Here is a 26,336-nt window from a genome sequence, read left to right as displayed (position 1 = left end):
AGTTGTGTTTGAATCAAATCTGATGTTCTATGATATTACTGATTTCTGTTGCCCTGTTTAAAATCATTAAGTGTCCTCCGCCTGCAATTATTTTTGCCGAGTGAATGTATTTACTCGGAAGAATTCGGTCGTTGTTTCCATGAATGTGAATCACATTTGGAGGAATAATCGTATTTTTCCAATGAACAATTTGAATTAAAGCCCATTTTAAAAAGCTACTATCTGTCCTTTGTAATATGGATGCCAGTAGAAGGCTTTCTTCTTTGTTTTTAACTCCAAAAAACCAGTCTGTAATTTTTGTATGATACTTGAAAAGTTGAATAGGGGTGAATTTTAAAATATTCAAATAACCAAGGATACGAAAATAAACAGGGATTTCTTTAAAGGTTTTTGCACTTGATATAATGAATACTTTTGCCTTCGGTTTCAACTTCGCTATTTCTGTCGCCAACATACCTCCGAATGAAACGCCGACAATAATCGGGTCGTTTTCAGGGATAAGTTGGGTCGCTAGTCGTTTGGCATAATCGGCTAAAAGCTCATTGCGAAAGGGGGATAGCCATTGAACAAAAACTTGTTCAAAAGAGGAGAGAGTGAGGTGTTGAAAAACTCGCTCATCTGCTCCTAACCCCCCAATCAGAAAAACCTTTCTCATGTTCAGTTATAAATCATGAAACAGACTTTCCTTTTTCTTGCTTAAACATTCCCCAAAGTGCAATCCCTACCCAAATGATATTGACCATTGCAGACGGAATAGCGCCATAGGTAAGGGTATTGACAATGAGAAAAGCACTTCCAACCAAATTTGCCCATAAATAAGCCTTGGTAGTGGCATGTAATTTGCCGCTGATATTGAGAGCATAAGCCCCTACCACCAGCACCGAACCTACCCATCCGAGGATATCTATGATAAGACGCTCTGACATTTTTCTGAAATTTTCCGCAAAATTACACGATAAATCGGTACTATCGTGCGCCCTTTACCAATACTTGAAAATTGTCGTGATAATCTTGTAACCCGCTAAGACGACGCCCTTTACCGTACCTGATATTTTAGAAAATCCAATTCGTTTACGATACCTCACTGGCACTTCTGTACTTTTAAGCCCCTGTTTGGCCGCCTTAAGCTGCATTTCGACTGTCCAGCCATAGGTTTTGTCTTGCATATCAAGTGCCAAAAGTTTATCCCATTTAATAGCCCGAAAAGGTCCCAAATCAGTATACCGAACTCCGTACAAAAGACGTAAAAGGAAGGTAGCCAGCCAGTTGCCAAATACTTGCTGTGGTGTCATAGAACCTCGCTCACGCTTCCCCAAGGCCCTCGAACCAATGACCATATCGTAATTTTGTTCCAAAATAGGTTTTACAAGATGAGGAAGTTCTTCGGGATAATCGGAATGGTCGCCATCCACAAAAACAATAATATCAGGGGGTATCGCCAAAGACGCAACATATGCCATACCTCGAAGACAAGCACGTCCATAAGCGGGAAGAGGCTCATGTACTACGGTCGCACCAGCTGTAGTGGCATTGTGAGCCGTATTGTCAGTTGAACGATTGTCAACTACCACAATTTCGCGGACCCAATCTTTGGGTATTTCAGCAATAACTTGTCCAATAGCCGACTCTTCGTTATAGGCTGGAATAATGACGATAATATTCAAATTGAGTCCTGTTTACAATTTTCAATTAGGAGAATGCAAAGATAGGGAAACTTTACCGCTAAGTGTTTGGTTTAGGGATTTAGACACAGGACGTTTGATGGAAAATAGCCTACTTTTTTAGTATTCTAACATCAACTAGCCTATCTCCAACTTTTCTCAAAAACATGCACTGTCAAGCTTTACCACTCGCATCAACGGGCGCGTTTCCACCGCTTTTTTTAGATTATATTTCGCAAAAAGCTCAGCTTCAGCCATTTTATGGGCATTTTCCTACTCTTGCCAATTTTGAAAAACAAATAGCTCTTAAAAGTTCTTTTGAGGCACGGCATAGAGAGGTGTTGGTAGAAGCTCTTGAAAGGCAGTACAGTGAGTTAAGCTCCAAACCCGACTTTTCGGTATTGAATGACTCTAAGACCTTTGTGGTAACTACCGGGCACCAACTCAATATATTTACAGGGCCTCTGTATGTGATTTATAAAATCATCACTACCATCAATCTGGCCCGGGCTCTTCAAACGGCTTATCCAGCATATCGATTTGTACCAGTTTATTGGATGGCCACCGAAGACCATGATTTTGAGGAGATTAGCTACTTTAGTCTTTTTGGTAAAAAATATACTTGGCAAACCCAACAGAAGGGCGCTGTAGGTCGGATGACCCCACGTGAACTAGGAGAAGCACTTAAGATTTTGCCTGAGCGAGTACCTGTATTTGAGAAAGCCTACTTGCAGTGTCACAACCTCGCCGATGCCGTAAGATGCTACATGAATGATTTGTTTGGTGCCGAAGGGCTAGTGTGTATTGATGGCGATGATGATGCCCTAAAAAGGTTGTTTTTACCTGTCATCAAAGACGAGCTTACCTCTTCTCATGCCTATACTTTAGCTACTCGGACTACTCAGCAAATCGAAGATTTGGGCTATCATACGCAAATTTCGCCGAGAGAAATTAATTTGTTTTATTTAGACGAGGGGATAAGGGAGAGGATTGTCAAAGAAGGAGAGGCGTATCGAGTGCTCAATACCGATTTGGTATTTTCGGAAGCGGAGATATTGGCGATGGCCGAAGAGCATCCTGCACGTTTTAGTCCCAATGTAGTGTTAAGACCCTTGTATCAGGAGGTTATTTTGCCCAATTTGGCCTACATTGGAGGCCCTTCTGAAGTACCTTATTGGCTACAGCTGAAAGGCATTTTTGAGCATTTCGACGTACCTTTTCCGATGTTATTGCCGCGCAATTTTGCCCTTTATATCAACGCAGCTAACCACAAACGGGCCGAAAAACTGGGCGTAAGTGTTGAGCAGTTGTTTTGGGATGATGTAAAACTTCGTAAGACTTTTGTGGAAAAAACCTCTACTGCTTCTTTGGAACTAGCTACCGAAAAAAAGGCTATTGAAAAAGTATTTGTGGAGATTTTATCTAAAGCCTTGGTCATTGATAAAACCTTAGAAGGTGCAGTAAGCGCCGAAAAAACAAAAATTCTGAATTCTTTAGAAAACCTAGAGAAACGTTTACAGAAAGCCGAAGAGCGCAACTATGAAACAGAAGTGAATCAATTGCTAGGATTGAAGGCAAAGCTATTTCCGAATGGAGTCTTGCAAGAGAGAAGTGATAATTTCCTGAATTTTTATTTGAATGACAGTGCCTTCATTCAAAAACTATTGCATCATTTTGACCCGCTAGATTTTAGTTTTAACATTCTAACGGAAGATGAAACCGAAGCGGATAGTGAGGTAAATCTGCTCAATGAATTAGAACAAAAGAAGTAAAAGTTATCAAAGCAAAAGGATGAGCCAAAGGCTCGTCCTTTTGCTTTGATAACCAATGATTTTATGAATAAATAGCTTCTTTCCCAAACTTCTTAACGAGCAAATAGTAAAATACAACGCGTAATTTACGATTTATTCCTTTTAAAGTCACCACAGTTTCAGCAATAGCGGCATCCAAATCGGGGCCATCTTCTAAACCTAATTTCCCAATCAAAAAATTGTTTTTGACGCGGGCGAGTTCTTCTGGGTCAGAAGAAGCAACCAGCGACGAATCTTGATTGTAAATAGATGGGCCTAAGCCTTTTGCTACGGCGGTTAAAAGGGCTTCGTCTACACCCACTCCAACGCTGCTTAATTGTTCGATTGATTTTTCTATCACTTCAGCAAATGCGCTCATGTTTCTGGGTCTTTGTTTAAGGTGAAAAATTGATTAAACTGAAAAAAGGAATCGAATAATCGAAAAAAGCTATTAATTCTGCAAATTTTCTGGATTATTTTTTGATTTTCTTATACATATTCCAACACTGCAAAACCTCATAAGTGAGGTCATAGTCGGTAGAAAGTAATAAAAACTCTTCCGAAAAATCACAAAAATAACGAAACCGTTCAAGCTGCGTACCGCTTAGGCTTGTAGCTTGACCTGCGATAGCCCCAAATCGATAATGAGCCAAATCACGTCGCCTTTTTTCTTGCATGAGCATAGCTACTTTGCGGTCTTCTTTGGCCGATTTGCTAAACAATTCGTATAAGAGAGAAATGGGAGACTGAGCCAAAGAAAGGGCATCTCCAAAAGAAAGGTTTTTGCGGGCTTCGGGTTCAGCTAGTACTTTTTCTATTTCTTTTTGGAGTTGTTGTTCGCGTTTAGACGTCACCTTAACCTCCGGTAGCTCAATGGCTTTGTCTAATTTTTTGACGAAAATTTTGACTTCTTCATCACTACCATCCCACAAAAAAGCGCCACGGTGATGGGTGAGACTGCTGATTTCGATAGAATCGCCTTTGGAAGCATCAATAAAAAACACCCCGTTTTTGTTGGTACGAGTCATTTTTTTATTGGTCAAATTAGTGACGGTTGCCAGTTCAATCCCTTTTTTTGATTCTACATCCAATACATGTCCTATGACATATTTGTTTTGGGAATGTGTACTCAAAGACCACAAACAAAAAATAATAAAGATATATCTAGGTAAGGTATTCACAGGTTAGCGAAAGGGGGTATGTCAGACAAAAACGTATGAAATGGTGAAATGTTGCTACTTATTCATAATCCATTTTCGATAGTCACCTTCTGTGATGAGGGTAAAAGCTTGAACAGGACGGCAAAATAAATATGTCCAGCATTCAATTTGCTGACCAGAAGGGAGTATGACGGGGACTTGTTGGCGAATATACTCAGGATTTCGAGAATAAGTACCTTCATAACGATCCAAGGCTACTATATTTTTCTGGAAATCACCCAATTCCCAGATTTCTCCGTGTATGCACAATGGACTGTCGGGTAGATAAATAGCCCCTGGATAATGCCCCAAATCATACAGTTTGCCCTTCAATAAAGCTTTTCCGTGCCAACGAGCATTTTTTTGTAGCTTACGCGAAAAAGGATTGTCAAATCCCTGCATCAGAGTGCCATACACAAAAAGCAAGTTAGGGTTGAAAGATAAGTCTGTGTTCACGGTCAGGGGTTATTTTTGAATAGCTAAACCGATAGTCCACCGAAAATCATTGGTTTTGCGGCCGGGCACTACAAAGCTTTCATACGTATTTTCAAATTTCGTTCGGAGACTAATCGCATGGGTCATCTTATAGGCCAACACTAAGTTGCCATTCCAACGGAAATTGTTGCGCATTGAGAAAGCAGGTTGCAAAAATACGACCGAGGTAATATTAAACTTTCCGGCTTTGTCGGGGGCAAATTCGCCCAATAAACGGGTTGAATTGCGCCAAACATCAATATCTGTACGCTCCATAAAATCGGTATTTTCGTATAATATCAGATTGGTGATTGAAAAATAAGCATTTTTTTTCTGAACCAATTTGAACCCTATACCAGCCGCTTGTATCCAACGACTGCGGATATTGCGTAGATTGCTCCGCTCCCAAGAGATAAATCCCAACCCATAAATGGATTTCTGATGCCAAAAAGAACCCCTTATATCTGCCGTAAATTCTCTTTCGGCAAGCTTTCCGCTTTGTTGACCATAAATGAAAGAAGGGCTACTTGATAACTTAAATTGTGAGGTAGGTTTCCAATCAAAAGCGCTAGTGAGCTGAAGCAGCAAACGCGCTACGTTGCCACTAGAGGCAGTTCCGTCTGCCGAAAAGCGGTAGAAAAATTTTTGAATACTATCTTGTTCGGCTTGAGCTACTACAGGCGTATCTTCGTCAATAGCAGCACTATCTTGGGGAGCTACTTGAAGGGAGTCGGTAGACACTTGAAGTGAATCGGGGACGTTTTGAGCCACAACAGAACTGCAAATAATCAAACCCAATAGCCATAGGTATAAGAAAAAGCGTAGCGTCATAAGTTGAGTAAAAGAGATTTTTAGGTCTCCAAAATAAGCTCAATCTAGATGTTTGAGGCCACAAAGATAGCTTAAAACTTGATGATTACGCCAGTTGAGTTGAAAGCGACTTTATCGAGCAGCTGATGCAACTTTGGGTTTTGGGAGCGATGAATCAATAAATTTGTTACGTCAAAAAGAAGTAAAAAACCCCCTTGCACTACAATAGCTTGCCCAAAACCTCGGAACCGATCATGTCGCTTGGGGTCAGATTCGGTCTTGGATTTGTCCATGAGCCATAGTCCACTCGTCACATATGCTACATCCAATCCAGAGTTGAGAAGGAGGCTATTTTGTAAGCCATAATGCTCCCTTACGACCGAAGACAGAGTAGGAGCGTCTCTTTTTTTGTAAAGATGTACTAACCCCAGCCCTGCAATACCTGCATTGACAGCATTCCAATAAAGATTCATTTCGTGAAAATACTTCGTGCTTCCCTGAGCACTTCCGATGCCGATACCACTCACCGCCAAATTGGCAACTGACCAGCCAGCCAATGTCCAAGTACTTACTTTTTGGAGTTTTATTTGCTTTGAAAATAAATCTTGGGGGGAATTTTGGGCAAAGACACAAAAAGTATTGACCAAAAATACTAACAACGTAGAAAAGAGCCTTTTCATGAGATTGAGTCCTGATTGATGAGGTAAAATCTGACCACTTACTATAGGCCACTCAACCAGATTTTTTGGCTGACTCGTTGGCCTTCGTAGTATCCTACTATCCAATACCAGCCAGTGGGGGCAATTGTTTTGAAAATATAATCATCTCCTCCTAGCGGCTGCCATTCAAAAGGCACCAACTGCCCACTCAGACTTACTAATTGGAGATCGGAAGGCACAAAGCGGAGCAGACGCACACGAATATTAGAAGAGGAGGTGGGATTCTGATAAAAACCGATGTGAGGGCTACCTTCGCCAAAATAAACAGCCACAATTTTGGAATAAACAAATTTGCCGTCGCGGTCTACTTGGCGGAGGCGATAGTAGTTTACGCCTAGCAAGGGTGACTCGTCAGTATACTGATAACGACTCAACGTACGTGTATCCCCAACGGCACTTTGGCTAGTAAGTGTCGAAAATTCATGTAGGTTATGACTCCGCTGCACATCAAAAAAATCGGCGTTTTTCTCCCAAGCAGTTTGCCAATGAATCTCAATATTTTGGGCCAAACGTTGGGCTTTGAAAGAGATAAGTTCGACAGGTAAAGGCACCAACAAAACAGTACCATTGAGGCGGAGGTTATCGATGCGCAGCGTACCTAAATCATCCCCAGCGGCATACCCATAAAGTCGGAAAGTAACGGTGTTTTCTAATTCGGTGAAGGCTACCGAAAAACTTGGATTACTTGTAGATTCGCTCACCGACGCCGTACCGATGTTGTTGCTAAATCCGTCTTGACTGGAGCGTAGTGCTACTTGGGTAGGCCCTTGAGCGGAGCGGTTGCACTCAAAAGACACGGAAGTAATAGAAAAGCGATAGTTTTGGGGAGTTACCGAAAATTCAACATACTTTCCAGTATTTAGGCCGCCCGTTGTCCAAAGTCGAATACTGATAGCATTGCTTGGATAGCCCGCCAAATTGGTACCTGTAAGGCTGGCTGATGAAGCCGTCACATTGGCGTTGTTGACACTGCTATTGTTGTTGCCGTCAAAATTCCAAGAAGCTGTAAAGGAAGTTTGAGCTTGCACGGAGAGTGCTAGAAAAGCAAAAAACAAAATACGTGCTAAAAGTCTCATGTTTTCAACTTCTTTGAAAGGTTTTCTATGTCAAACTAATGCCTTTATGAATTTCTAAAAGCAATATTTATGACGGGTTTATTTCAAAGAAGTCACTACTTTAACCAAAAATGGATATGACTTTTAGCGAGAAATTACAAGGTCTTGGCCTTGTTCCAATATTCATCCATCTCTGCCAATGTCATCTCAGTTAGATTTTTGCCATCGGCGCGCGATTGGGTTTCGAGATACGTAAATCGCTTGATGAATTTTTTATTGGTACGTTCGAGGGCGGTTTCGGGGTTAATGTCAATAAAACGAGCGTAGTTGACGAGCGAAAACAATAAATCTCCAAACTCGCCTTCGGCTTTTTCTTTGTCAATGACAGAATCATCTTCGGCGTTGAAATGCTCTTTAAATTCTTGCATTTCTTCTTCCACTTTCTCCCATACTTGTTGTTTTTGTTCCCAATCAAAACCCGCCCCCCGTGCTTTTTCTTGAATGCGCATGGCTTTCACCAAAGCAGGCAACGAAGCGGGTACTCCCCCCAACACAGACTTATTGCCTTCTTTGAGTTTGATTTGTTCCCAGTTTTGTTTTACCTGTTCTTCGGTATCGGCCTGTACATCGCCATAAATATGAGGATGCCTTACAATCAACTTTTCACAAATCCCGTGCAATACATCCGAAATATCGAAAGTGTTGGTTTCGGAAGCAATCTTGGCATAAAATACTAGGTGGAGCATAATATCCCCTAGCTCTTTTTTGATTTCGGGCAAGTCATTTTCCAAAATCGCATCCGAAAGCTCATAGGTTTCTTCTATCGTCAGGTGACGCAAGCTCTGAATAGTCTGTTTTTTATCCCAGGGGCATTGGGCACGGAGGTCGTCCATGATATTGAGCAGACGGTCAAAGGCGAGCAATTGTTGGATGCGTTCGGCAGGGAGTTCTGCCAAAGACGAACGAGTTTCGGCGGGCATAGTTTTTACTTGTTTTTGGGAAAAATTACTTTTCAACAATCACATCTTCGAGCATCTTGATATACTGAGCGATGCCTTCCTCGATTTCGTGAAGGTAAACAAACTCATTGGCGGTGTGCGAGCGGCCCGAATGCCCAGGCCCCATTTTCAGAGAAGGACAGTCAATCAGGGCTTGGTCGGAGGTGGTCGGAGAGCCGTAGGTATGCCGACCTAGCTTGATGCCTGCTTGTACGATAGGGTGCGCTATCGGAATACTCGAAGGCCGCAGCCGAATCGACCGAGGTTGCACTTCCGACTGAATATGCTGACGAATCGTATCAATGATTTCTTCCAAAGTATATTGTTCTGTCACACGCACATCTACCGTAAATTTACAGGTATCGGGTACTACGTTGTGTTGGCTACCCGCGTTGATGATAGTCACCGACATCTTGATAGGCCCAAGCGTAGGCGATACCTTCTCAAATCGATAGTTTCTAATCCACTCAATATCTTGGATGGCTTTGTAAATAGCGTTTTCGCCTTCTTCGCGTGCGGCGTGGCCCGATTTGCCATGAGCCACACAATCCAGCACCAAAAGCCCTTTTTCGGCTACGGCTAGGTGCATCTCAGTAGGCTCGCCCACAATCGCAAATTCGATAGGGGGCAAGTCGTCGATAATCATCTCTAGCCCTTCGCGTCCGGAGATTTCTTCTTCGGCGGTAGCTGCCAAAATAACATTATGACTCAAAGAAGGGTTATTATAAAAATGACAAAACGTAACGATAAGCGAAGTAAGACACCCACCGGCGTCGTTGCTACCTAAGCCATAGAGCTTGCCATCTTCTACCAAAGGTTCAAGGGGATTGAGCGTCCACGAAGGATTAGGCTTAACGGTGTCGTGGTGGGAATTGAGCAAAATCGAGGGCTTGGAAGCATCAAAGTGCTGATTATAAGCCCAAATGTTGTTTTTTTTACGATGAAAAGGAATACCTTTTTGAGTCAGAAATGCTTCAATCAAAGCGGCGGTTCCTTCTTCTTCGCGGCTGAAAGATTGCGTCGAAATCAATTGCTTTAGGAGCTGTATAGCCTCTTGAGCCAACGTAGTATAGGGAGAAATTATCGTATTTTCAGACATAAAGAATGAGTTTGTCTCGGGCAAAGGTACGGTTTTTATACCATAGTCCATACCAAGCACCTTTTCTGATAACAATGTATATGATTGAACAACGTAAAACAAATATGTCTATTTCAGAACAAATCCAAAACGAAATCCTGAGACCTATTCTCAAATCCCAAAATAGTTTACTATTGCTTTTGTTTGAAAACTATCTGCGAAAAAAGAAGGTAGACTGGGAGCGTTATGCTCAAGAAGACAAAGTAAAGTACATCGAAAACACCCTCCGCAAAGATTTTCAGTTTAGGGGCGTTTTGTTAGGGACGATTGTAGGACATTTTACCCCTGCTCAATACCAACTCTACCAACCGCTCGAAGAAGAGCTTAATAAACGCATTATGAATATGATGAGCAAGCGACTTTGTTCTCAATTAGAGATAGTTAGGGCAGGAATAGGTGATCAAGCTTGACTTTATAAAGAGCAAATGTATCCAAATGACGATGATGACCGTTGGGTAAGGTCGTAAGCTGAATTTTGGAAGGATAAAGTCGCTGTAAAATCTGACTATTTTGATAAGGCACGGTGCGGTCGCGCGTTCCGTGAAAAATATAAATAGGGCAACTAACATAAGCTAGACAGCTATCGGTTCGAAACTTATAACGCGTGAGCCATTCGTACGGAAAAAGGGGTAATTGGGTTTCCCCCAAAGTAGGTATACTCGCATACGGTGCTTCCAAAATGAGCATTCGAGGGTGATTGTGGGCGGCAAGATGCGCCGCCATGCCCGTTCCTAACGAATAGCCGTACACAATAATCGAATCTTCGGAAATGTGTTTTTTGAGGTAATCATACATCAGTTGGGCGTCTTGGTGTAAGGTTGCTTCGGAGCGAGGGCCAGTGCTTTTGCCATAGCCTCGATAGTCGTACATGAGCACTTCATAACCTCGGTCTAAAAAACGCGGGGCGTATTCTTTTCCCCAGCGAGCTAAATTGTCGCGATTGCCATGAAAAAACAAAACCGTCCCCCGGCGAAGCGAGTCAGGAGCGGAAGGCTTGGGAAACCAAAGTGCATTTAGACGCGCTTCACGATTTGCGAAATTCAACTCTTGAAATGACTCCGGAAACTGAAAACGATAATCGCTTGGGAGCGTAGTCGGCTGAAACAAAACGAGCGGATGTAGCCACCATATCAGTACAGTTAGGAGAAGATAACCTATCGCACCAAACCGAAAAATCTTTGTCATTAGCAGGATGAAGTGGCTTTACTATGGCATTGAAAAAGTTAAATGTAGGATTTTTTTGGAAAACAAAATAGGGCATAGGCTTTTGAAAGTCAGTATAAGCCCTTAACTTAGTGGTAATTGATGAAACTTTCTGGAAAACAAATAAGTTATTAAAAGCCTGACAAACGCACAAATAGCACTTCATAACCAATTTTCGCGTATTTGGCGGGTGTTCAGTGATTATAGAATATGATATCAACTGCAAAAAAACAAGAAACAGCCGTATTAGTAGCTGTAACTACCCAACGCCAAACCGCCGAGCAAACCCAAGAATATTTGGAAGAGTTGGCTTTTTTGGCTTCTACTTTGGGGGTTCAGACCATCAAGACCTTTACCCAAAAACTCGAATATCCCGACAATCGGACGTTTGTAGGAAAGGGGCGCTTAGAGGACATCAAAATCTTTGTGACCGACAATCCCGTCGATATGATTATTTTTGATGATGAGCTTATCCCGTCGCAAGTACGAAACCTTGAAGCTGAGTTTAAAGACATAAAAGTACTTGATAGGAGCTTGTTGATACTTGATATTTTTGCGATGCGCGCCCAAACTGCCCAAGCAAAAACCCAAGTAGAATTGGCTCAGTATCAGTATATGTATCCTCGTTTGACGCGGATGTGGACTCACTTGAGCCGCCAAAAAGGGGGCGTGGGGATGCGTGGACCGGGGGAGAAAGAGCTTGAGACCGACCGCCGGATTGTGAAAGACAGGATTGCGTTTTTGAAAGAAAAATTGGAGAAAATCGACAAACAAAGCATTACGCGTCGTAAAGAACGTAGTCGCTTGGTGCGGGTCGCTTTGGTGGGTTATACCAACGTGGGCAAATCTACGCTGATGCGTCGTTTGGCCAAAGCCGATGTATTTGCCGAAAACAAATTGTTTGCTACCGTCGACTCCACCGTCAGGAAAGTAGTGCTCGACAATATCCCTTTTTTGCTGACCGATACCGTTGGGTTTATCCGAAAACTACCCACTACGCTCATTGAGTCGTTCAAATCTACCCTGGATGAGGTACGCGAAGCCGATGTGCTACTGCACGTGGTCGATATTTCACATCCTTCTTTTGAGGAGCAAATCGAGATTGTGAATCAAACGCTGACCGAAATCAAAGCCGCTGATAAGCCTACGGTGTTGGTTTTCAATAAGATAGATGCCTACCACCCAAAAGAAGAAGCTTTTGACGAAGTAGTAGAAAACGAAGGCGTGGAAGTAGTGATCCAACAGACCAAAGCCCTGAGTTTGGAGAAACTCAAAAAGAGCTACCTTACCGGAAAAGCGGACCATGTAGTGTTTGTATCGGCCCAAAACAAAGAGAATTTAGATGAGCTACGAACCAAAGTATTTGAGCTTGTGAAGAGCAAACATTTCATGATTTATCCAAATTGGTTGAATATGCCCTTCACAGACTTTGATTTTGCCGAATAGTTTTCTGAAATTTGCGGGCAAATAACCCAAAGGTTAGACCTCGTAGTTCAACGGATAGAATAAGCGTTTCCTAAACGCTTGATATGGGTTCGATTCCCGTCGAGGTCACTTTTTAAGTTCATGGCAATTCGTGGTGATACAAAAAACCCCTTAAATGAGCAGTTTAAGGGGTTTTTTGTTTATTTTCGCATCGCCACGCATCACCATAAATCTAAAAATGTTTCAGTAAAATGTTTCAGCAGTTTCGTGATTTTGAGGTGACCTTCAGGCGGTATTGGAGGCTTTGGTTTTTTTGGGGGGGTATCTTTCATGTAGTATATTGTTCATAGTTTTAGAGTTTGGGATTAAATTCATTGGTTCAGAGGGCAAGCTTTTCAAGCCGAGTTTAAAATTTGCTATCAAATAGTTTTGCGGAATATTAGAGTGAACTATTTCTCAATAGAAACATCGCTTTCTGAAATCTATTATCTTGGCTTTTTATTATAATTATTTTTATAAAGTATAAAAAAATACCGTAAAACCAGTATTTTTTTATACAATTCTTTCACCTACCTTTGAATAGCATTTCTTAGTTATAGCCTCCCTACTTTCTATTTGTTTGACTTGCCAAGTTTTGGCTAAATAGCCTACTAATTATGGTTCTTTCATAAAGCCATAATTGATAGGCAAGGAATATTATTGACTTAATTTATCTAATTTATTATGAAAAAGTTTCTTTGCTCCCTGTATTTTTACATGGTAGCGTGTATCCTACCGACCTCGATTCTTTATGCCCAGTTAAACAGCAATGTAAAAAATTTTAAATGGGAAATTTCAACAGCCATCACACCTATTCTTATCAAAAATTCTGATTATGAGTTGGTATTAAGGAAGTACAAAACAAAAAATGATAGACTAAGTGCCCTTCGTTTACGGTCAACGATTCACTTTGTGGCAAAAAACACAAATTTAAGTACTTCGGATTACATCAATCTGGCAGATGGCCCCTTAAATGCAAAGATTACTTTAGGAATTGGAAAAGAGTTTTACAAGAAGATAGACAAGCTCTTGATTTATACTGGCCCCGAAATAATAGGAGGGTATTATTCTGTAAAACTTTATAAGTTAGACCCTTTAAATATCCCCACACATTATTTTGAAGAAGGGTTTTTAATGGGTGCGAATGCAGTTTTAGGAGCTAAATATATCATGCTCCCGAATGTAACTATAGGTGTGGAGTCGATGTTACACTATCATTTTCAAAATTTTTCAGAGGATGGACTTTATGTCGAAGCTAATCGAAAAAATCGAACAAGAATCCTTACGCACAGAGTGGAATTGCGCCCACTTTCTTCAATAAACCTAAGTATCATTTTTTAACTTTTCTAAATGTAAAACAATTATGAAAAAGGTATCATTTATCTCTTGTAATACTATATTTCATATGGGTAATATAGTTAAAAGCACTGTATTTTTGTTGATTTTTATGAATGCATTAAGAGTTTCTGCTCAAACTCTAACGATAGTTCCAATTCCCTACTCGGTTTCTATTCCACCTAAGGATATTAACGTATATACTCTTAGTAGCACCACTGCTTTTGCCTCTGGTTGTAATTTTGATTGGGAAGTAACAAATGGGTGGATTCAGTATATTGGGGGACAAAGTACAAAAACTGTTTCATATGATGCTGGAGGGTATGTACAAAACATTTATTTCAAGAATGAGAATGGAAATGGAAAAGTAAAAATCACTGTAAAAGACTGCACAGGAGGTGCTGCTGCTAATAATGGTAAATCGTCGGAGCATACTATTGCCATTCGATATCTTGGGGCAGTAGGTGATATTAAAATCAATGGCTCACCTGTGGGGTCTTCTGCATCAGTATCATGTGGCTCTTTTACAGCTTCTGTAGATGCTGTTACTAATGCTACTGGATATGTATGGGAACTTCCCAGTGGTTGGTCAGGAAGTAGTTCTACAAACTCTATTAATGTTACAACTAGTGGTTCGACTGGTGGTAATCTTAAAGTAACTGCTAAACGTTCAGATGCGCCAGATTTCAATGACCAAAATAAAACCACTAATTTGTCAATTAATAATTTCCCAAGTACGCCAAGCATCAGTTTTAGCGGCTCCCCTAGTAGTACACATCTTTGCGCTTCAGAGAGTGCTACATTAACGGCTTCTGCTTCAAATGCCACTTCTTACAATTGGACAGCTACGGGTAGTGCTAGAGTAAATGGTAGTACCTCGGCTACAGGTTCAAGCGTTACATTAACAGGGGCAGGAAATGGCCCAGGAACGTACTCTGTCAAATCTTATTCATCCGCCTGTGGAGCCGAAAGTAATAATGCGGCTTCCGCCCAAATACATTTAGGGCTCCCTACCTACTCAAGTATGCTCGCAAATGGTAGCCCATTTTATGGAAATATGTGTAATGGGGCAAGTATCTATTTTACAGCCCTTAATGAAGGGGCGACCAGTTATAATTGGGAAATCACTAGCGGTAACGGCTCTAACGCTTATTTAACCGGTTATAGCAATGGAACAGCATATTTCAATTCTTATGTTAATGATTGCTATGGCATAGACATAGATTTCACAAATCGATGTGGTACATATAGTGATGGTATAACGGTCTGTGTAGATAATTGTTTTGCCAGATATGCAGTCTATCCAAATCCAGTTACCAATCAAATTAGTATTGAATTAGGAGAAACTAAAAATAAAAAGACATTACCTCAACGGGTGGATTTATTTGAGGAAAAATCAACAAAAAAAATGCGAACAGTTGATGTAAGAGATGCGTTTGAGAAAAAATCTTTAAAAGCGGACGGCATTCTTACTATTAATGTTGAAGACTTACCTAGAGGGGTATATTATCTTCACATAACAAATAATGAAACGGCTGGAGATAAGTTAGTTGTTCAGCGAGTTGTGCTAAATTAAAATAATAAGGCGTAAGGATTTTTTACCCGCTTCAATGAATTTGAGGCGGGTATTGGCTATTGGCCGTTCTAAACTATAATTTTATGATGTAACCTCTTGATTTTAATTGTTTGTGATTTAGTTAAAAAAATCCGACTGAGGTTACTTTTTAAGTTTATGGCAATTCGTGCTGATACAAAAAACCCCTTAAATGAGCAGTTTAAGGGGTTTTTTGTTTATTTTCGCATCATCGTCAACTCATTTTTAATGATGTCAAGTTGGTAGGCAGTAGTGTCATTTTTGTTGAATAGTACCAAATCTAAGGTATTACCTTGGTCGCCGTATTTTGTGGGTTTAATTATTGCGAAATCAAAGTATTTATTCTTTCCCCATGTGAAATCTGATGCTTTAAAAAAAATGGTGTCGTTTGAAATCTTGAATGTTCCCGTAACTTCTGTAATACCAAAGCAAACATTTCGTTGTCTAAAATCGTAGTTTTCTTTTAGCTTTAAAATCGTAGTACAATTACCACCGCCTTCGCGTGTTGCGATTAAGATATCAGCGCCTTTAAGTTCGTCAAAATCTACCAAACCATTTGGTTTAAGTATTGTCAGTGTCAAAACAATTGCCAACGCGATAATTTTATAATTTCTTTCGGGGTCTTTAAATTTTTCTTTTGTTGCGGTGTAGAGTTGCCTAAGCAAAGTGATAAAAAGCCAAACGAAAACTATGGATAAAAATATAAAAGCTGGGAAGGTCAAAAGTCCAAGTTTTCCTTCCCAATAGTAAGTTGTATTTACTAAAAGAAAGAAAATAATGGTTATAATAAGAAACCGTTTGTTCTTCAAGACTCTTTGTTGTTATTTTTTGAGTGACAGCTAATGGCTGTCTGGGCGACCATGATTTGTCAGAACACCCTTCTCATAAGTGCTTTTGAAAAATCCTCTTTACTCAATTGCCTTTCCGCAGAGTATAGGTAGGAAAATGGACTGTTTCTCAACTTTTCTGCCTTATCTGCATTGTAGGAAACGATTGATGAAATAAGTGAAACACCCGCTCCTGCAATTAATGCTTGTGGAATACTTGCACCTAACATCAAAGTTGGAACAGCCGTAGCACCTGTCGAGAAAAATGATATTTTCATTACATTATCCGCAATCCACTTAAATCTTGAACCTTCCAATGCTCGTTTAAGATTATTGTAGGAGGGAACAAATTCATTTATGTATATATCGTTTACTTGCTGTTGCAATTGTTCAAATGATACATTTTTTGGAATATCTTTGACCAATTTCGTTAAATTTGCTCTGAACAAACCTAGTTCGTCTTGATGGTTTCTCTTGAACCGAATTACATCGGTTACATTGGTATCAGGAGAAAATCGAATTCCTCGAACTGCAAGATTTGAAAGCAAACCTTCACTTAAATGTAATGTAGTTCTTTCATCTCTTTCATAAAAATGTTCTCGGCTTCGGATTACTTGCATTTGATTATCAATTCTTGCTTTTTCCGTTAAATTTGATGCTTGTTCGTCATCAGTCAACAAAACCAACCGCTCGGTATCACAAATTTTATTTGCAAGTAAACTCATATAAAATCTTGCAAAGCGTCTATCAACACTCATCCAGCCACTTTTCGAAAGATTTTCTCTCAATACTATTTGAATTTCATAAGGCATTTTTTCTGGGTGAATATCTACAATCCTATCTAATTCTCTTGGTAATTTGTCTTTATGGATAAAAGTTTCATTTTCTTTTCCTTTTACCATAAAATCAAAACCCTCATTCGTTTGGAGAAATCTTTGAACATCTCCTGCCAATTCGTTTATAAGTCCCATTTCTGGGCTGACGTTTAATGGGAGAAGCACACCTTCATCACGCATTGCTCTTGTCACGTTACTTGTGTACGGGTCATTCATTGATTGAGGGACAATTGTATGGATAGTATCCCAAAATAAAGCGGCTGACTTTGCCCAATCCCAATTACCAATGTCAATTGTCGGATAGTATAATGCTCTTGTGAAACCCATTTTTATTTATTTATGTTGCTTCCAACTTTTTTGGGCTTGGCGTTCGTGCGGGATTTCAGGGCAAAAAACTGTCAACCCAGCACAAAAGTTGATTTGAAAAACTGCACTTGAATTTAAGCACTTCACCCCGCATGACGCCAAACCCATGTTAGCGGCTGGCATACTGTCTGTCCGAAGTGTAGTATCTCTATTTTTAATTATTGCTTTTTCTGTCATTAGGTTGTCGTTGGAAGTATTTGTTGCAAGTCAGCACTGATTTTTATTTTGTATTTGTTGCTAAGTTCGGCAATATGGATACCGAATACTTTTCTTAGCTCTGAAAGTGTCGTTACAAACTTTATCCAATCAGGGTTTTTACTGTCGCACCGAAGTTGGTCAAGGTCAATGTGGTTGAGTTCATTGTGAAATTTTTTGCAGGCGGCTAACATTTGCTCAATTTTTAAATACAAAGATGTTGCTTCACCAAGTTGTTTTTTGATATTTGTTAACTCTGCTCTAATTGCTAAAACAGAACGAAGTCCATGTGAAGGAACCTCCTTTTCATATAGGTCATATAAAATTCTACGGTCGTCAAAAAAATTGAGTAGTTGCTTGCTTAAATCAATTTCAATTGTCGTTGGTTTGAGAAGTTCAAGAGTTGATGCAAAACCTTTTGTCTGCAATGTTTTAATAAACTCCTCATGAGTTTTTTTCCATTGTCTGAGCAAAGTCGCTGGATAATACTTTTCGTCCTTGTCAACCATGTCGCTGCAATCATGGCATAGCCAAATTCCATTGTCAATACTTTTTCGTTCGTCTGAAGTTTGGTTTTTGTCGTAACGAGGTGATTTTGCTCCGTCTTTCGCCCCACAAATATGGGCAGCAATTCCTGTTATGGTTGACTTGTTTGGGTCGGTATGTGGACCAACAGTCATTTTTTTACAGTCAGGATTACTGCAAATGTAATGTGCCCTTTCTGCTAACTTTTTCACTGTCGGTTTGGGAAAATTGTCTCTGCTCATGTTCTATTTTTATTTCAAAAATGTCTGCTTGCCAATGTCGTCAATGCTTGCCGCTAACGGTTTCCGGCTTGGCGATGTGGCGGATTATTAGCACAAAAGTTCATTAGAATTACTGCTGTTGAACCTTGCACCAATGTTTCATAGAAGCACTTCAGCCGCCATATTGCCAAACCGATGTTATGTGCCGTTTTTCCTCTCGTCATTCCTTACTTGCTAATATTGTTGTCAGCCTATTTATAATTTGATTGAATTTTATCGTCATCCCATTTGCTTCCAAATGTTCAACTATTTCATTTGTCAAAAGTCTAACTTTTTTATAGGTGCTAACTTTTTGTTTCCATACATTATCAGTTCTTTCGTGCAAAAGGTCTGTTACATTTACAAATTCGTCTTCATAATCAAGAATACACGTCAAGATTTTGTTGTCATCACTTTTTACAGGTATAAATCTGTCTATTCCTGTCAATTTAGTCGAGTAGTCACGAAATGAAAGAATGAGTTTGCCATTTTTGTCCAATGACTTTACAATGTTTGATATAAAAGTTTTAATTTCAATTTTGTTGTCCAAATGTGATAAAGTGTCCCCGCAACAAATAATCAATTCTGGTTTATCGGCAAATGTTTCTACATTTTTAATGTCGTCATTGATTACTGTTACATCTAAATCTTTTGAATTTACTTTAAGTTCGTCCAAAAGCTGTTGGTTAAAGTCAATTGCCAAAACTTGGAAGCCAACCTCCGCAAGTGGAATACTTTGAAGTCCGTGTCCCGCTCCAAGGTCAATTGCGATTTTGTTTGATGTCGGTCTTATGAAGTTATCGGTAAGCAAACTTTTGAATTCGTTTGTCTTTGTATGAAAGTCACCTGTCATCCAAGAATAAAAGTGTCCAAGGTGGTTGTCATAATGTTCTTTTACTGTCATATTTCTACTTAATTGTTGGTCGTCCTAAAATGGCACATAACACAATATAGACGCAACCATTGCGCCTATACCCCAAATATACCCACTTTCAATAAAATATCCCTAGCGATATTATGCAAATTTTTCCCCAATTTGGGTAAAAAATAAAGAGACATAGCGTTTTTAGGGTAAAATCGCCATTTTGCTATTATGGGGTAGTTGAAAAAGTGTAGCTTTCAGCTAAGAATTTGGGGAAGATACTATAAAAATTTTTGCTCAGGAGTGCAAGCTTTATTGAGTAGCTACAAACCAAAAGTTTTGCGGATAGAAGTGATTCGGGATTGGAGGGAGTATTCCGCTATTAAAGAAAGAGAAGAAAGTGGCAGGATTGTGTTTGTGGATACTAGGGGGTTAATCCCTATTTTTAAGCAAAAGGGTTTAATTCAAATTCAGAATAATAGCAAAGCTATCATTCTGAATTTGAATTTTTGTGATTCCTGCGGTGATGTATTTAATGGCTGTGTATTGGGTTGAAAATCATTAGGTATTTTGGGACGATAAGCCCGCTAAGCAATACCAAGGGAAGATTCTATAAAAAATGATTTCAAACGGATGAATTTTTTCTTTTTATGTTGCGATACGGGGCCATTTCCATGCATAATGGATAATTAGACAAAGAAGAACGACTTGTATCACCGCGCCAACTACCATGTGTATCCAAGCCTCGCCTGCCAAATTAAACAATATAAAGGGAATATTTACCGCCGCAGCAATGATATTTGTCCAGCGATTTACGTTAGGCGGCAGGGCTACAGAAAGAAAAATCATCAGTGCCGGAATTGCCACTAAGGCGAGTGCTACCAACAAAAATCCTTGCGTAATATCAAATACAAACACCCTCCCTTTCAGAATATCGTCTATCTTACTCGGCATATATAAGTGGAAATAATCAAGATAGATAATCAGAAACATTAAACTCGTCCACAGCGTAGCAAGTTTCAATTTTACGTTGACTTTGATATCTTCCAATGAGTTTTGCGTATTCATAAATCATCATTTAAAAATTAAACCCAAAATGAAAACCCGGTTCTCCCAAAACAAATTTTGACCATTTGTCGTCTAGCTGCTTAAATCCTGCGGGCAGGGTAGTGTGATAAGCACGGTGGGTAATTGCAAGGGAGGGCTGAATAAAAAATCTATCCTTAAAAAGTTTGATGTGATAACCCACGCGGTAAGTATTGAAAATCTGAAATCCATTGTCAATTTTTTTGCCGTCATTATTTACAAAAATTTGCCAAGTAGGCATTACATTAAGTTCGGCATAGATACCTTTCCACAAAAACCGTTGGTAAGCCACCGAAACACCATATTCACGCACATACCCAGGAAATTTTTCTTCCGTCTTTCCGTATGATTTGTTGAAAAACGGGTGAATACCATTCGGCCAAGCATATTTCCAAGTTTTTGGTTCTAAGGTGATTACATCTTTTCCGGTAATACGATAACCTACGTTGAGCTGAGCGAAGTTGGGGGGATTGGTAGTAGCCAAATTGCCCAATAAAAATACAGTGCTGCCCACAAACCACCGTTTGTAATCACTGTCTTGTTTGTCATATTGGGCGTTTGCTTGTACACTACTCGCCCATACGAAGGCAAGTGCCATCCATAAAATACTCTTTTTCATGTCTGTTTTAATTGATGTTAAACGATGCTACAAAAGTAGATTAGCCATACGCTTAAAATCGTTCACTTAAGTTAAGAAAGGATTGGAGCCTTTGTGCTTGGTTGAAGGCTAAGGTTTGATTCTAAAGCTATCCTTGGAGGCCTGCTTGAGGTGCAGCCCGTATTGGCGGTAGGCTTATATTTGCATAATTTGAGTAGTCTTGCTTCGTATATTGTCAATGTCCTCAAAAAATGGTATTAAATTGGGGTCAATCCATTCAATCAAGTTGTAGATTGTAGTTCTGATTTGCAAAGCTTCATTGCAATTAATATTATGCCCCACAAAGCAGATGGGTTCACAGTGATTAACCCTGTTTCGGAAATCTTTTATTTTATCCAATTTGTCATAAATACTAGCCCTATTTTCGTTGGCGGGCTTGTTCGGAAAAATATGTATTGGTTGTCCTCCTACTAATGAGTAATGATGCGGGAGAAAAAACGCTAACCAAAATCCAAAAGTTTGATCTGATATTATTTTTCCGCTTGTTGAAGGAATACCTCGTCTTTGTAGCTTTGTTTCAGTTTTTTGCACACAAGTCCTCAAGAAGAAATGAGAGTTTCGCAACGAATTGTCTCGCATAAAACCTGTTTTCTGATTTATTATCCAGTCTGGATCAGTAAAGTGTGCAGCCAGAACAATGTTCAGCGAATTTCTTAGGACAACTTCAAACTGACTTAATATTGGGTGAAACGCCTGTGCCAATCTAATATTAGCAGTATAAAGCCTTTTCGCCCTGTTTTTGTTATTGTTAGTTGCTGTCAAATACCGATTGTATCTTGGTCTTGATAGATATTTACCTCGTAATTCAATTTTCATACTCGTTTGGAAATATCGGAAATTCTTGTTACATTTGTTCCATATAGACTTGGTCAAGCCTCTTTCTACGTCGTAGAAACGTAATCAAGTAAAAGAATCAAGGGGAACTCATTTATAAGTTCCCTTTTTTGTTTACTTAATTGGTTAAATAGTAGGTTCTCAAAAACTTACTGTCACCACAACATAGACGAACCTCTTTTCGCCTATCCCCCAAATATACCCACTTCCACTAAAACCTAACCAATATTTTTTAGGGTTCTTGTGGGGTTTGTTTTTCTAATGGGGTAAAGGCTAAAGAGGCATAGTATTTTGATAGCAAAATCGCCGATTTAGCTAATGATTTGGGAAAAATACCATCAAAAAATTCATTAAAAGGATTGAGGACTTATTGGTGGGCACTGACAAGCCTGCCCTACTAGAGTAGAGACGAAAAGAAAATTTGCTACTGACCCACTCCCTATTTAAAATAAAGCAAAGGGCGTAGTAAGACATCAAACTGAATATCCTCTTCTTCCTGCCAATGTCGCGCCTTTTGCTCTTCTTGCGCTCTCAGATGTTGCACAATTAATATCATTTCGTTGCCTTTTTTGCCTTGCTGTTCGGGGGGAAGTTGATTGTATTCTACTTGTTTGGTCCAGGAGAAAAGCTCTGTTTTGGCGTCGTAAACGCCTATCGGGATTTTTCGTTTACTGCGCACACATTTTTGTACAACCGTATCGGCTTCCGCGCGTGTGGCATAAGACATTTGATGGTATTTTCCTTTGGTTTTATATAAAATTGAAAAACGGTTCATGACGATGAAAGTTTTGGATGAGAATTTCCAAACAAGGCACCCAACGAGCATATCGCCAAGGCGTATTACAAGCGTGTGCTGATAAGTTTGGAATCAAATAAATGAAAAGAGCGTCCTAGATTTCTTGAAATAAATACGTGTTTTAGGAGCTTAGTGAATGAGAAAAGAAGGCTATCTCAGTAAGTAAAAAATGTAAAAAATAAAGAAGTCTCTATTTTTAGATTGTTTTGATGAATATATGTAAATATACGATTTTTGAGGGTATATAGTTCTTTTAGAGGTATTTTTTTTAGATGTATTACTGTTTTGTAATAAAAAAAGGAGTAAGTAAATATAAATATTCTTGTATTTTATTGAGATGTATGAATAACAAGGCTAAGGCCTAATAAAAAAACCTTGCTGATTCATAAATCATCAGCAAGGGAATAGAATGAGTTCCAATTCTTAATCGTCGATAGATTGATAAATCATCTGACGGAAAAGGTTGTTGAGGTTGTCGTTGCTACTTTGGGTTTGTTTCATAATCACACCGATGACTTTTTCTTTGGGGTCGGCAAAATAGTTGGTGTTGAAATAGCCACCCCACTCAAAAGTACCGGCGCTACCTTTGGCACCTTTTTCTTCACCGGCTTTGTTGAGAAGTCCAAATGCCAAACCATGGGAAGAGTTGGCTTTTTCTCCCCCTAAAAGTTCACCTACTTGATTGCTCAAAATGGTCTCGATGGTTTTGCGGCTCAAAAATCTTTTGCCTCCCAATTCGCCACCGTTGAGATACATCAATAAAAAAGTAGCATAATCTTTGGCAGTACTCGACAGACCAGCTCCTCCTGAGAAGAATGTTTTGGCGCCTTTGATAGGGTAGTCGGTATCATAAAAAGTATTGGGATAGCGCACCCATTTGCCATTTTGAGGCTTTTGGATAGCTACTAGCCGTGAAGCCTTAGAGTCGGGCAGATAAAAATAGGTGTCGTTCATGGAAAGAGGCTCGAAAAGGCGCTTTTTCAGAAACTCATCAAAAGGCATCCCCGACATAATCTCAATAAAATAGCCTAACACGTCTAGTCCTTCCGAATAAACATATTTTTCGCCCGGATGATGATGTAAGGGCAGTTTGGCTAGTTTCTTGATATTATCACTGATTTTGACGGGAGCAGTCGTAAACAAGTCCACAATGCCCGCTTTGTGATACAAGGCTTTGAATTTTTCGTCACTATCAATCACTCCATAGCCCAGGCCGGAAGTATGCGTAAGTAGGTGCCGTATCGTGATTTCCGATTTGACGGGCTCAGTAGTATATGTACTGTCTTGAAACTTAAAGGTTTTAAGAACAGTCTGGTTTTTAAATTCGGGAATATATTTTGAAATGGGGTCGTCGAGTTGGAATTTTCCTTCTTCCCAAAGCATCATCACGGCAGTAGATGTGATGGCTTTGGACATAGAGGCAATCCGAAAAATATCGTCGCGTTTGAGCGGGCGATTGGCTTCATTGTCGGCCATGCCAAATGCTTTGTGATACACAATCTTTCCATTGCGAACAATCAAGGCCACCACGCCGGGCACATTGCCTTGGGTGACGCTGTTTTGCAACACACCGTCGAGGCGCGATAATCTTTCAGCCGACATGCCGACGGTTTCGGCGGCGGCTTCAGCAAGGGGAGCAGAATTTTTGAGGGATTTGGTTTGGGCAAATACTTGGGAAGTAGCCACAAAGATACAAGACAAAAAGAGGGCGGAACGCTTCATAGTCAAGGCTTGAATATTTATAAAACTATCAAGTATGGGATGCCCTAATTTTACTGATGATGTGGGTAAATCTCACGGGATTGTGGATAAGTCTTAAAAAGAAATGGATGCGTAATCGCTACGCATCCATTTTTGATTATTGAAAAAGCCAACGAATTAGTATTTCGCTGGTTGATTGGGCTTAGGAGTGGATTTTTTGATAAACTCCCGAATATCTTCGTTGGCAGTTTGAAGGTCTTCTTTGCGCAGATACATCATGTGGCCGCTACGGTAGCCTTTCCAACTCATACGTGATTTGAGTTTGCCACTTGGGTCCATTTGCCACATATTGTACTGGGCATTGAAATAGTCGCAAGCACCGTCATAGTAACCCGACTGTACCAACAAATGCAAGTACGGATTTTGGGCCATTGCTTGGCGAAGGTTCTCGCCTGTTTGGTCGTTAGAGCGGTCCCAAGGACTTACAGGGCCAAACATATAGTATTTCAAATCTGTTTTGTAGTTTAGCTCATTGCGCAAATAGCTGTTGATAGCAGGTGTAAACGAATGTAGCCAAGAAGTAAGCTCGGAATTGAAATCGGGTTTATCACCGGCGTCTTTGCGGTCGATTCCTTTATAGCGTGAATCCAACCGGCCCACGGTGTAGCCTTCCTCGCGCAGCAGTTCTTTCCAAAAATACTGCAACGGCACGCTTAAATCATTTTGAAGAACTACTTTTTCCGAAACCCCAATATAGCGCGCCAACTTAGCGGCGATGGCTTTTTTCTTGGTAGGGTCTAAAAACCCGCCCATGCTCACGGCAGGCAGCAACTCATTGACGGCAAAATTTTCGACTTCAGGCAAAAATGCTGTCAAATCTTTTTGTTGAAGCTCAGGGCTAAGTTTTTTATGATACCATGCCGTAGCTGCACAATAAGGCACTCTGAGTGCCGCTTCGGATGCAGGTCCACGGTCGATACCGAGCGTAGTAGGTGATACAAGTATGACCCCGTTGATGTACATCCATTGGGCGCTTTGGAGTTCGAGAGCCAAGCCTGATACCCGAGTGGTACCGTAGCTTTCGCCGATAAGATATTTGGGTGATTCCCAGCGGTTGTTGCGAGTCACAAACGTCCGAATCCATTCCGCCAAATACTTGATGTCGGCATTGACCCCAAAAAATTTGGAAGTAGGAATGTCTTTACTCGTAGGGCGAGAGTAGCCGGTATTGACAGGGTCGATAAAAACAATATCGGCCACGTCCAAAATAGAATAAGGGTTTTTCTTATAACCGTATGGTTGTACAGGATAGCCTTCGTCGTCGATATTGAGAAGAGCGGGGCCAGTGTAGGCTAAGTGCATCCACACAGAGGCGGTTCCGGGGCCGCCATTGAATGAAATTACCAGAGGGCGGTTAGCTTTATCTTTGACGTCGGTTCTTTCATAATACATATAAAAAAGCCCCGCCATTGCTCTACCGTTTTCGTCCCACACAGGCATCATACCGGTAGTCGTTTTGTAAGGCACTTTTTGACCTTTGACAGTTACGTCATTTTCGGTTACTACAAAAGAATCTGGATTGAAAGGAATCGTTTCAGATGATTTTTCTTCTTTGGCGGCGGGGGCGGCTGCCGAGGGTGGTGGTGGAGCTTGTCGTTCAGATTGACGTTGTTGGGCATATACCCCCAAAAAATTGAGGCTGATAAGGGCGGAAAAAAGTAACGTTTTTTTCATAAAGGATTTAGTTTGTGAGTAAATTTTTAGGTAGAAATCGTTGATAATGAAGTTAGATGAGATTTTAAAGTTGCAATAAAATACACAAACTATCAAAATAAAAATGATATAGCCTTAATTCCAAAAAATGCCTTTATAGAGTGTTTTTGACGCGATTAAAGCAATGATTTCGTAGGGCGTTTAGCAGAGAAAGCCTACTTTTGTAGAATCTTTTTT

The 26,336-nt window shown here is 40.2% G+C and carries 27 protein-coding genes and 1 tRNA gene; 6 read left to right on the top strand and 22 right to left on the bottom strand.

All coding sequences use genetic code 11. The features are described 5' to 3' along the window. Nucleotides 1-13 precede the first annotated feature (13 nt). The 3 genes from G563_RS0103245 to G563_RS0103235 are packed head-to-tail and all read right to left on the bottom strand — an operon-like array spanning nt 14 to nt 1,664. Nucleotides 14-655, bottom strand: a complete 642-nt coding sequence (locus tag G563_RS0103245; RefSeq protein ID WP_028664039.1) for an alpha/beta hydrolase — start codon at nt 653-655, stop codon at nt 14-16. A gap of 13 nt (nt 656-668) precedes the next feature. Beyond that, the gene (locus G563_RS0103240) at nt 669-926 is read right to left on the bottom strand and encodes a CBU_0592 family membrane protein (RefSeq protein ID WP_028664038.1); all 258 of its coding nucleotides are present in this window, start codon (nt 924-926) and stop codon (nt 669-671) included. A 54-nt stretch (nt 927-980) separates the two neighbouring features. Then, on the bottom strand, nt 981-1,664 hold the full coding sequence (locus tag G563_RS0103235; RefSeq protein ID WP_028664037.1) for a glycosyltransferase family 2 protein: 684 nt from the start codon (nt 1,662-1,664) through the stop codon (nt 981-983). 164 nt (nt 1,665-1,828) lie between these two features. On the opposite strand from G563_RS0103235, the gene bshC reads away from it, so the two are divergent. Further along, nucleotides 1,829-3,433 (top strand): bacillithiol biosynthesis cysteine-adding enzyme BshC, encoded by a 1,605-nt coding sequence (gene bshC / locus G563_RS0103230; protein ID WP_028664036.1) that lies wholly within the window; start codon nt 1,829-1,831, stop codon nt 3,431-3,433. A gap of 61 nt (nt 3,434-3,494) precedes the next feature. Here bshC and G563_RS0103225 read toward each other — a convergent pair whose 3' ends face one another. The 8 genes from G563_RS0103225 to G563_RS0103190 all read right to left on the bottom strand — a co-directional run bounded on the left by G563_RS0103225 (nt 3,495) and on the right by G563_RS0103190 (nt 9,805). Further along, a complete protein-coding gene (locus G563_RS0103225) occupies nt 3,495-3,830 on the bottom strand; it encodes a DUF2853 family protein (RefSeq protein ID WP_028664035.1) in 336 nt (111 codons plus the stop codon). A 94-nt stretch (nt 3,831-3,924) separates the two neighbouring features. Next, nucleotides 3,925-4,632 carry a peptidase associated/transthyretin-like domain-containing protein gene (locus G563_RS33610; protein WP_051210729.1) on the bottom strand — a complete coding sequence of 236 codons (708 nt, stop codon included), beginning with the start codon at nt 4,630-4,632 and terminating at the stop codon, nt 3,925-3,927. A 54-nt stretch (nt 4,633-4,686) separates the two neighbouring features. Next, nucleotides 4,687-5,106, bottom strand: coding sequence for a gamma-glutamylcyclotransferase family protein (locus G563_RS33605; RefSeq protein ID WP_157585032.1), 420 nt, complete (start codon nt 5,104-5,106; stop codon nt 4,687-4,689). A 9-nt stretch (nt 5,107-5,115) separates the two neighbouring features. Continuing rightward, on the bottom strand, nt 5,116-5,955 hold the full coding sequence (locus tag G563_RS0103210; protein WP_028664034.1) for a DUF481 domain-containing protein: 840 nt from the start codon (nt 5,953-5,955) through the stop codon (nt 5,116-5,118). A gap of 71 nt (nt 5,956-6,026) precedes the next feature. Beyond that, complete coding sequence (locus tag G563_RS33600; protein ID WP_051210727.1) at nt 6,027-6,614, bottom strand: DUF6992 family protein; 588 nt, start codon at nt 6,612-6,614, stop codon at nt 6,027-6,029. 41 nt (nt 6,615-6,655) lie between these two features. After that, on the bottom strand, nt 6,656-7,729 hold the full coding sequence (locus G563_RS0103200; protein WP_028664033.1) for a T9SS type A sorting domain-containing protein: 1,074 nt from the start codon (nt 7,727-7,729) through the stop codon (nt 6,656-6,658). 134 nt (nt 7,730-7,863) lie between these two features. Next, complete coding sequence (mazG, locus tag G563_RS0103195; RefSeq protein WP_028664032.1) at nt 7,864-8,688, bottom strand: nucleoside triphosphate pyrophosphohydrolase; 825 nt, start codon at nt 8,686-8,688, stop codon at nt 7,864-7,866. A 25-nt stretch (nt 8,689-8,713) separates the two neighbouring features. Further along, a complete protein-coding gene (locus tag G563_RS0103190) occupies nt 8,714-9,805 on the bottom strand; it encodes a M20 family metallo-hydrolase (RefSeq protein WP_028664031.1) in 1,092 nt (363 codons plus the stop codon). A gap of 104 nt (nt 9,806-9,909) precedes the next feature. Here G563_RS0103190 and G563_RS0103185 point away from each other — a divergent pair, with 104 nt between their 5' ends. Then, nucleotides 9,910-10,254 carry a hypothetical protein gene (locus G563_RS0103185; protein ID WP_051210740.1) on the top strand — a complete coding sequence of 115 codons (345 nt, stop codon included), beginning with the start codon at nt 9,910-9,912 and terminating at the stop codon, nt 10,252-10,254. On the opposite strand, the gene G563_RS33595 is transcribed toward G563_RS0103185, so the two are convergent. Beyond that, nucleotides 10,226-11,029: an alpha/beta hydrolase gene (locus G563_RS33595; RefSeq protein ID WP_037325826.1), complete on the bottom strand. Its 804-nt coding sequence runs from the start codon at nt 11,027-11,029 to the stop codon at nt 10,226-10,228. The two genes, G563_RS0103185 and G563_RS33595, sit on opposite strands and share 29 nt — an antisense overlap. Before the next feature lie 228 nt (nt 11,030-11,257). Between G563_RS33595 and hflX the strand changes: the two genes are divergently transcribed. The 4 genes from hflX (at nt 11,258) to G563_RS0103160 (ending at nt 15,422) form a co-directional block, all read left to right on the top strand. Next, nucleotides 11,258-12,493, top strand: coding sequence for a GTPase HflX (gene hflX / locus G563_RS0103175; protein WP_028664029.1), 1,236 nt, complete (start codon nt 11,258-11,260; stop codon nt 12,491-12,493). A 36-nt stretch (nt 12,494-12,529) separates the two neighbouring features. After that, nucleotides 12,530-12,601: transfer RNA gene (locus G563_RS0103170), tRNA-Arg, on the top strand. A gap of 594 nt (nt 12,602-13,195) precedes the next feature. Beyond that, entirely contained in the window at nt 13,196-13,852 is a 657-nt protein-coding gene (locus G563_RS0103165) for a hypothetical protein (protein WP_157585030.1), read from the top strand. 22 nt (nt 13,853-13,874) lie between these two features. After that, nucleotides 13,875-15,422 (top strand): PKD-like domain-containing protein, encoded by a 1,548-nt coding sequence (locus tag G563_RS0103160; RefSeq protein WP_028664027.1) that lies wholly within the window; start codon nt 13,875-13,877, stop codon nt 15,420-15,422. Between the two features lie 215 nt (nt 15,423-15,637). On the opposite strand, the gene G563_RS0103155 is transcribed toward G563_RS0103160, so the two are convergent. The 10 genes from G563_RS0103155 to G563_RS0103100 form a co-directional block, all read right to left on the bottom strand. Beyond that, nucleotides 15,638-16,249 (bottom strand): hypothetical protein, encoded by a 612-nt coding sequence (locus tag G563_RS0103155; protein WP_028664026.1) that lies wholly within the window; start codon nt 16,247-16,249, stop codon nt 15,638-15,640. A 59-nt stretch (nt 16,250-16,308) separates the two neighbouring features. Beyond that, nucleotides 16,309-17,430, bottom strand: a complete 1,122-nt coding sequence (locus G563_RS0103150; RefSeq protein ID WP_028664025.1) for a DUF6236 family protein — start codon at nt 17,428-17,430, stop codon at nt 16,309-16,311. A 215-nt stretch (nt 17,431-17,645) separates the two neighbouring features. Further along, the gene (locus tag G563_RS0103140; RefSeq protein WP_157585028.1) at nt 17,646-18,401 is read right to left on the bottom strand and encodes a DUF6650 family protein; all 756 of its coding nucleotides are present in this window, start codon (nt 18,399-18,401) and stop codon (nt 17,646-17,648) included. Between the two features lie 229 nt (nt 18,402-18,630). Next, on the bottom strand, nt 18,631-19,353 hold the full coding sequence (locus G563_RS0103135) for a class I SAM-dependent methyltransferase (protein WP_028664022.1): 723 nt from the start codon (nt 19,351-19,353) through the stop codon (nt 18,631-18,633). Nucleotides 19,354-19,959: 606 nt separating this feature from the next. Next, the gene (locus tag G563_RS0103125; RefSeq protein ID WP_028664020.1) at nt 19,960-20,379 is read right to left on the bottom strand and encodes a DUF6326 family protein; all 420 of its coding nucleotides are present in this window, start codon (nt 20,377-20,379) and stop codon (nt 19,960-19,962) included. A gap of 10 nt (nt 20,380-20,389) precedes the next feature. After that, a complete protein-coding gene (locus G563_RS0103120) occupies nt 20,390-21,016 on the bottom strand; it encodes a hypothetical protein (protein WP_028664019.1) in 627 nt (208 codons plus the stop codon). A gap of 174 nt (nt 21,017-21,190) precedes the next feature. Beyond that, nucleotides 21,191-21,871, bottom strand: a complete 681-nt coding sequence (locus G563_RS0103115) for a hypothetical protein (protein ID WP_028664018.1) — start codon at nt 21,869-21,871, stop codon at nt 21,191-21,193. A gap of 457 nt (nt 21,872-22,328) precedes the next feature. Continuing rightward, nucleotides 22,329-22,664, bottom strand: a complete 336-nt coding sequence (locus tag G563_RS33590; RefSeq protein WP_037325825.1) for a hypothetical protein — start codon at nt 22,662-22,664, stop codon at nt 22,329-22,331. 444 nt (nt 22,665-23,108) lie between these two features. Further along, nucleotides 23,109-24,407, bottom strand: a complete 1,299-nt coding sequence (locus tag G563_RS0103105) for a serine hydrolase domain-containing protein (RefSeq protein WP_028664017.1) — start codon at nt 24,405-24,407, stop codon at nt 23,109-23,111. A 156-nt stretch (nt 24,408-24,563) separates the two neighbouring features. Further along, complete coding sequence (locus G563_RS0103100; protein ID WP_028664016.1) at nt 24,564-26,120, bottom strand: S10 family peptidase; 1,557 nt, start codon at nt 26,118-26,120, stop codon at nt 24,564-24,566. Between the last annotated feature and the right edge of the window lie 216 nt (nt 26,121-26,336).

It is taken from the genome of Runella zeae DSM 19591 (assembly GCF_000423565.1).
GTDB classification, from domain to species: Bacteria; Bacteroidota; Bacteroidia; order Cytophagales; family Spirosomataceae; genus Runella; species Runella zeae.
Note: the sequence above shows the minus strand (reverse complement) of the source record. Positions and strands in the feature narration are given on the sequence as shown.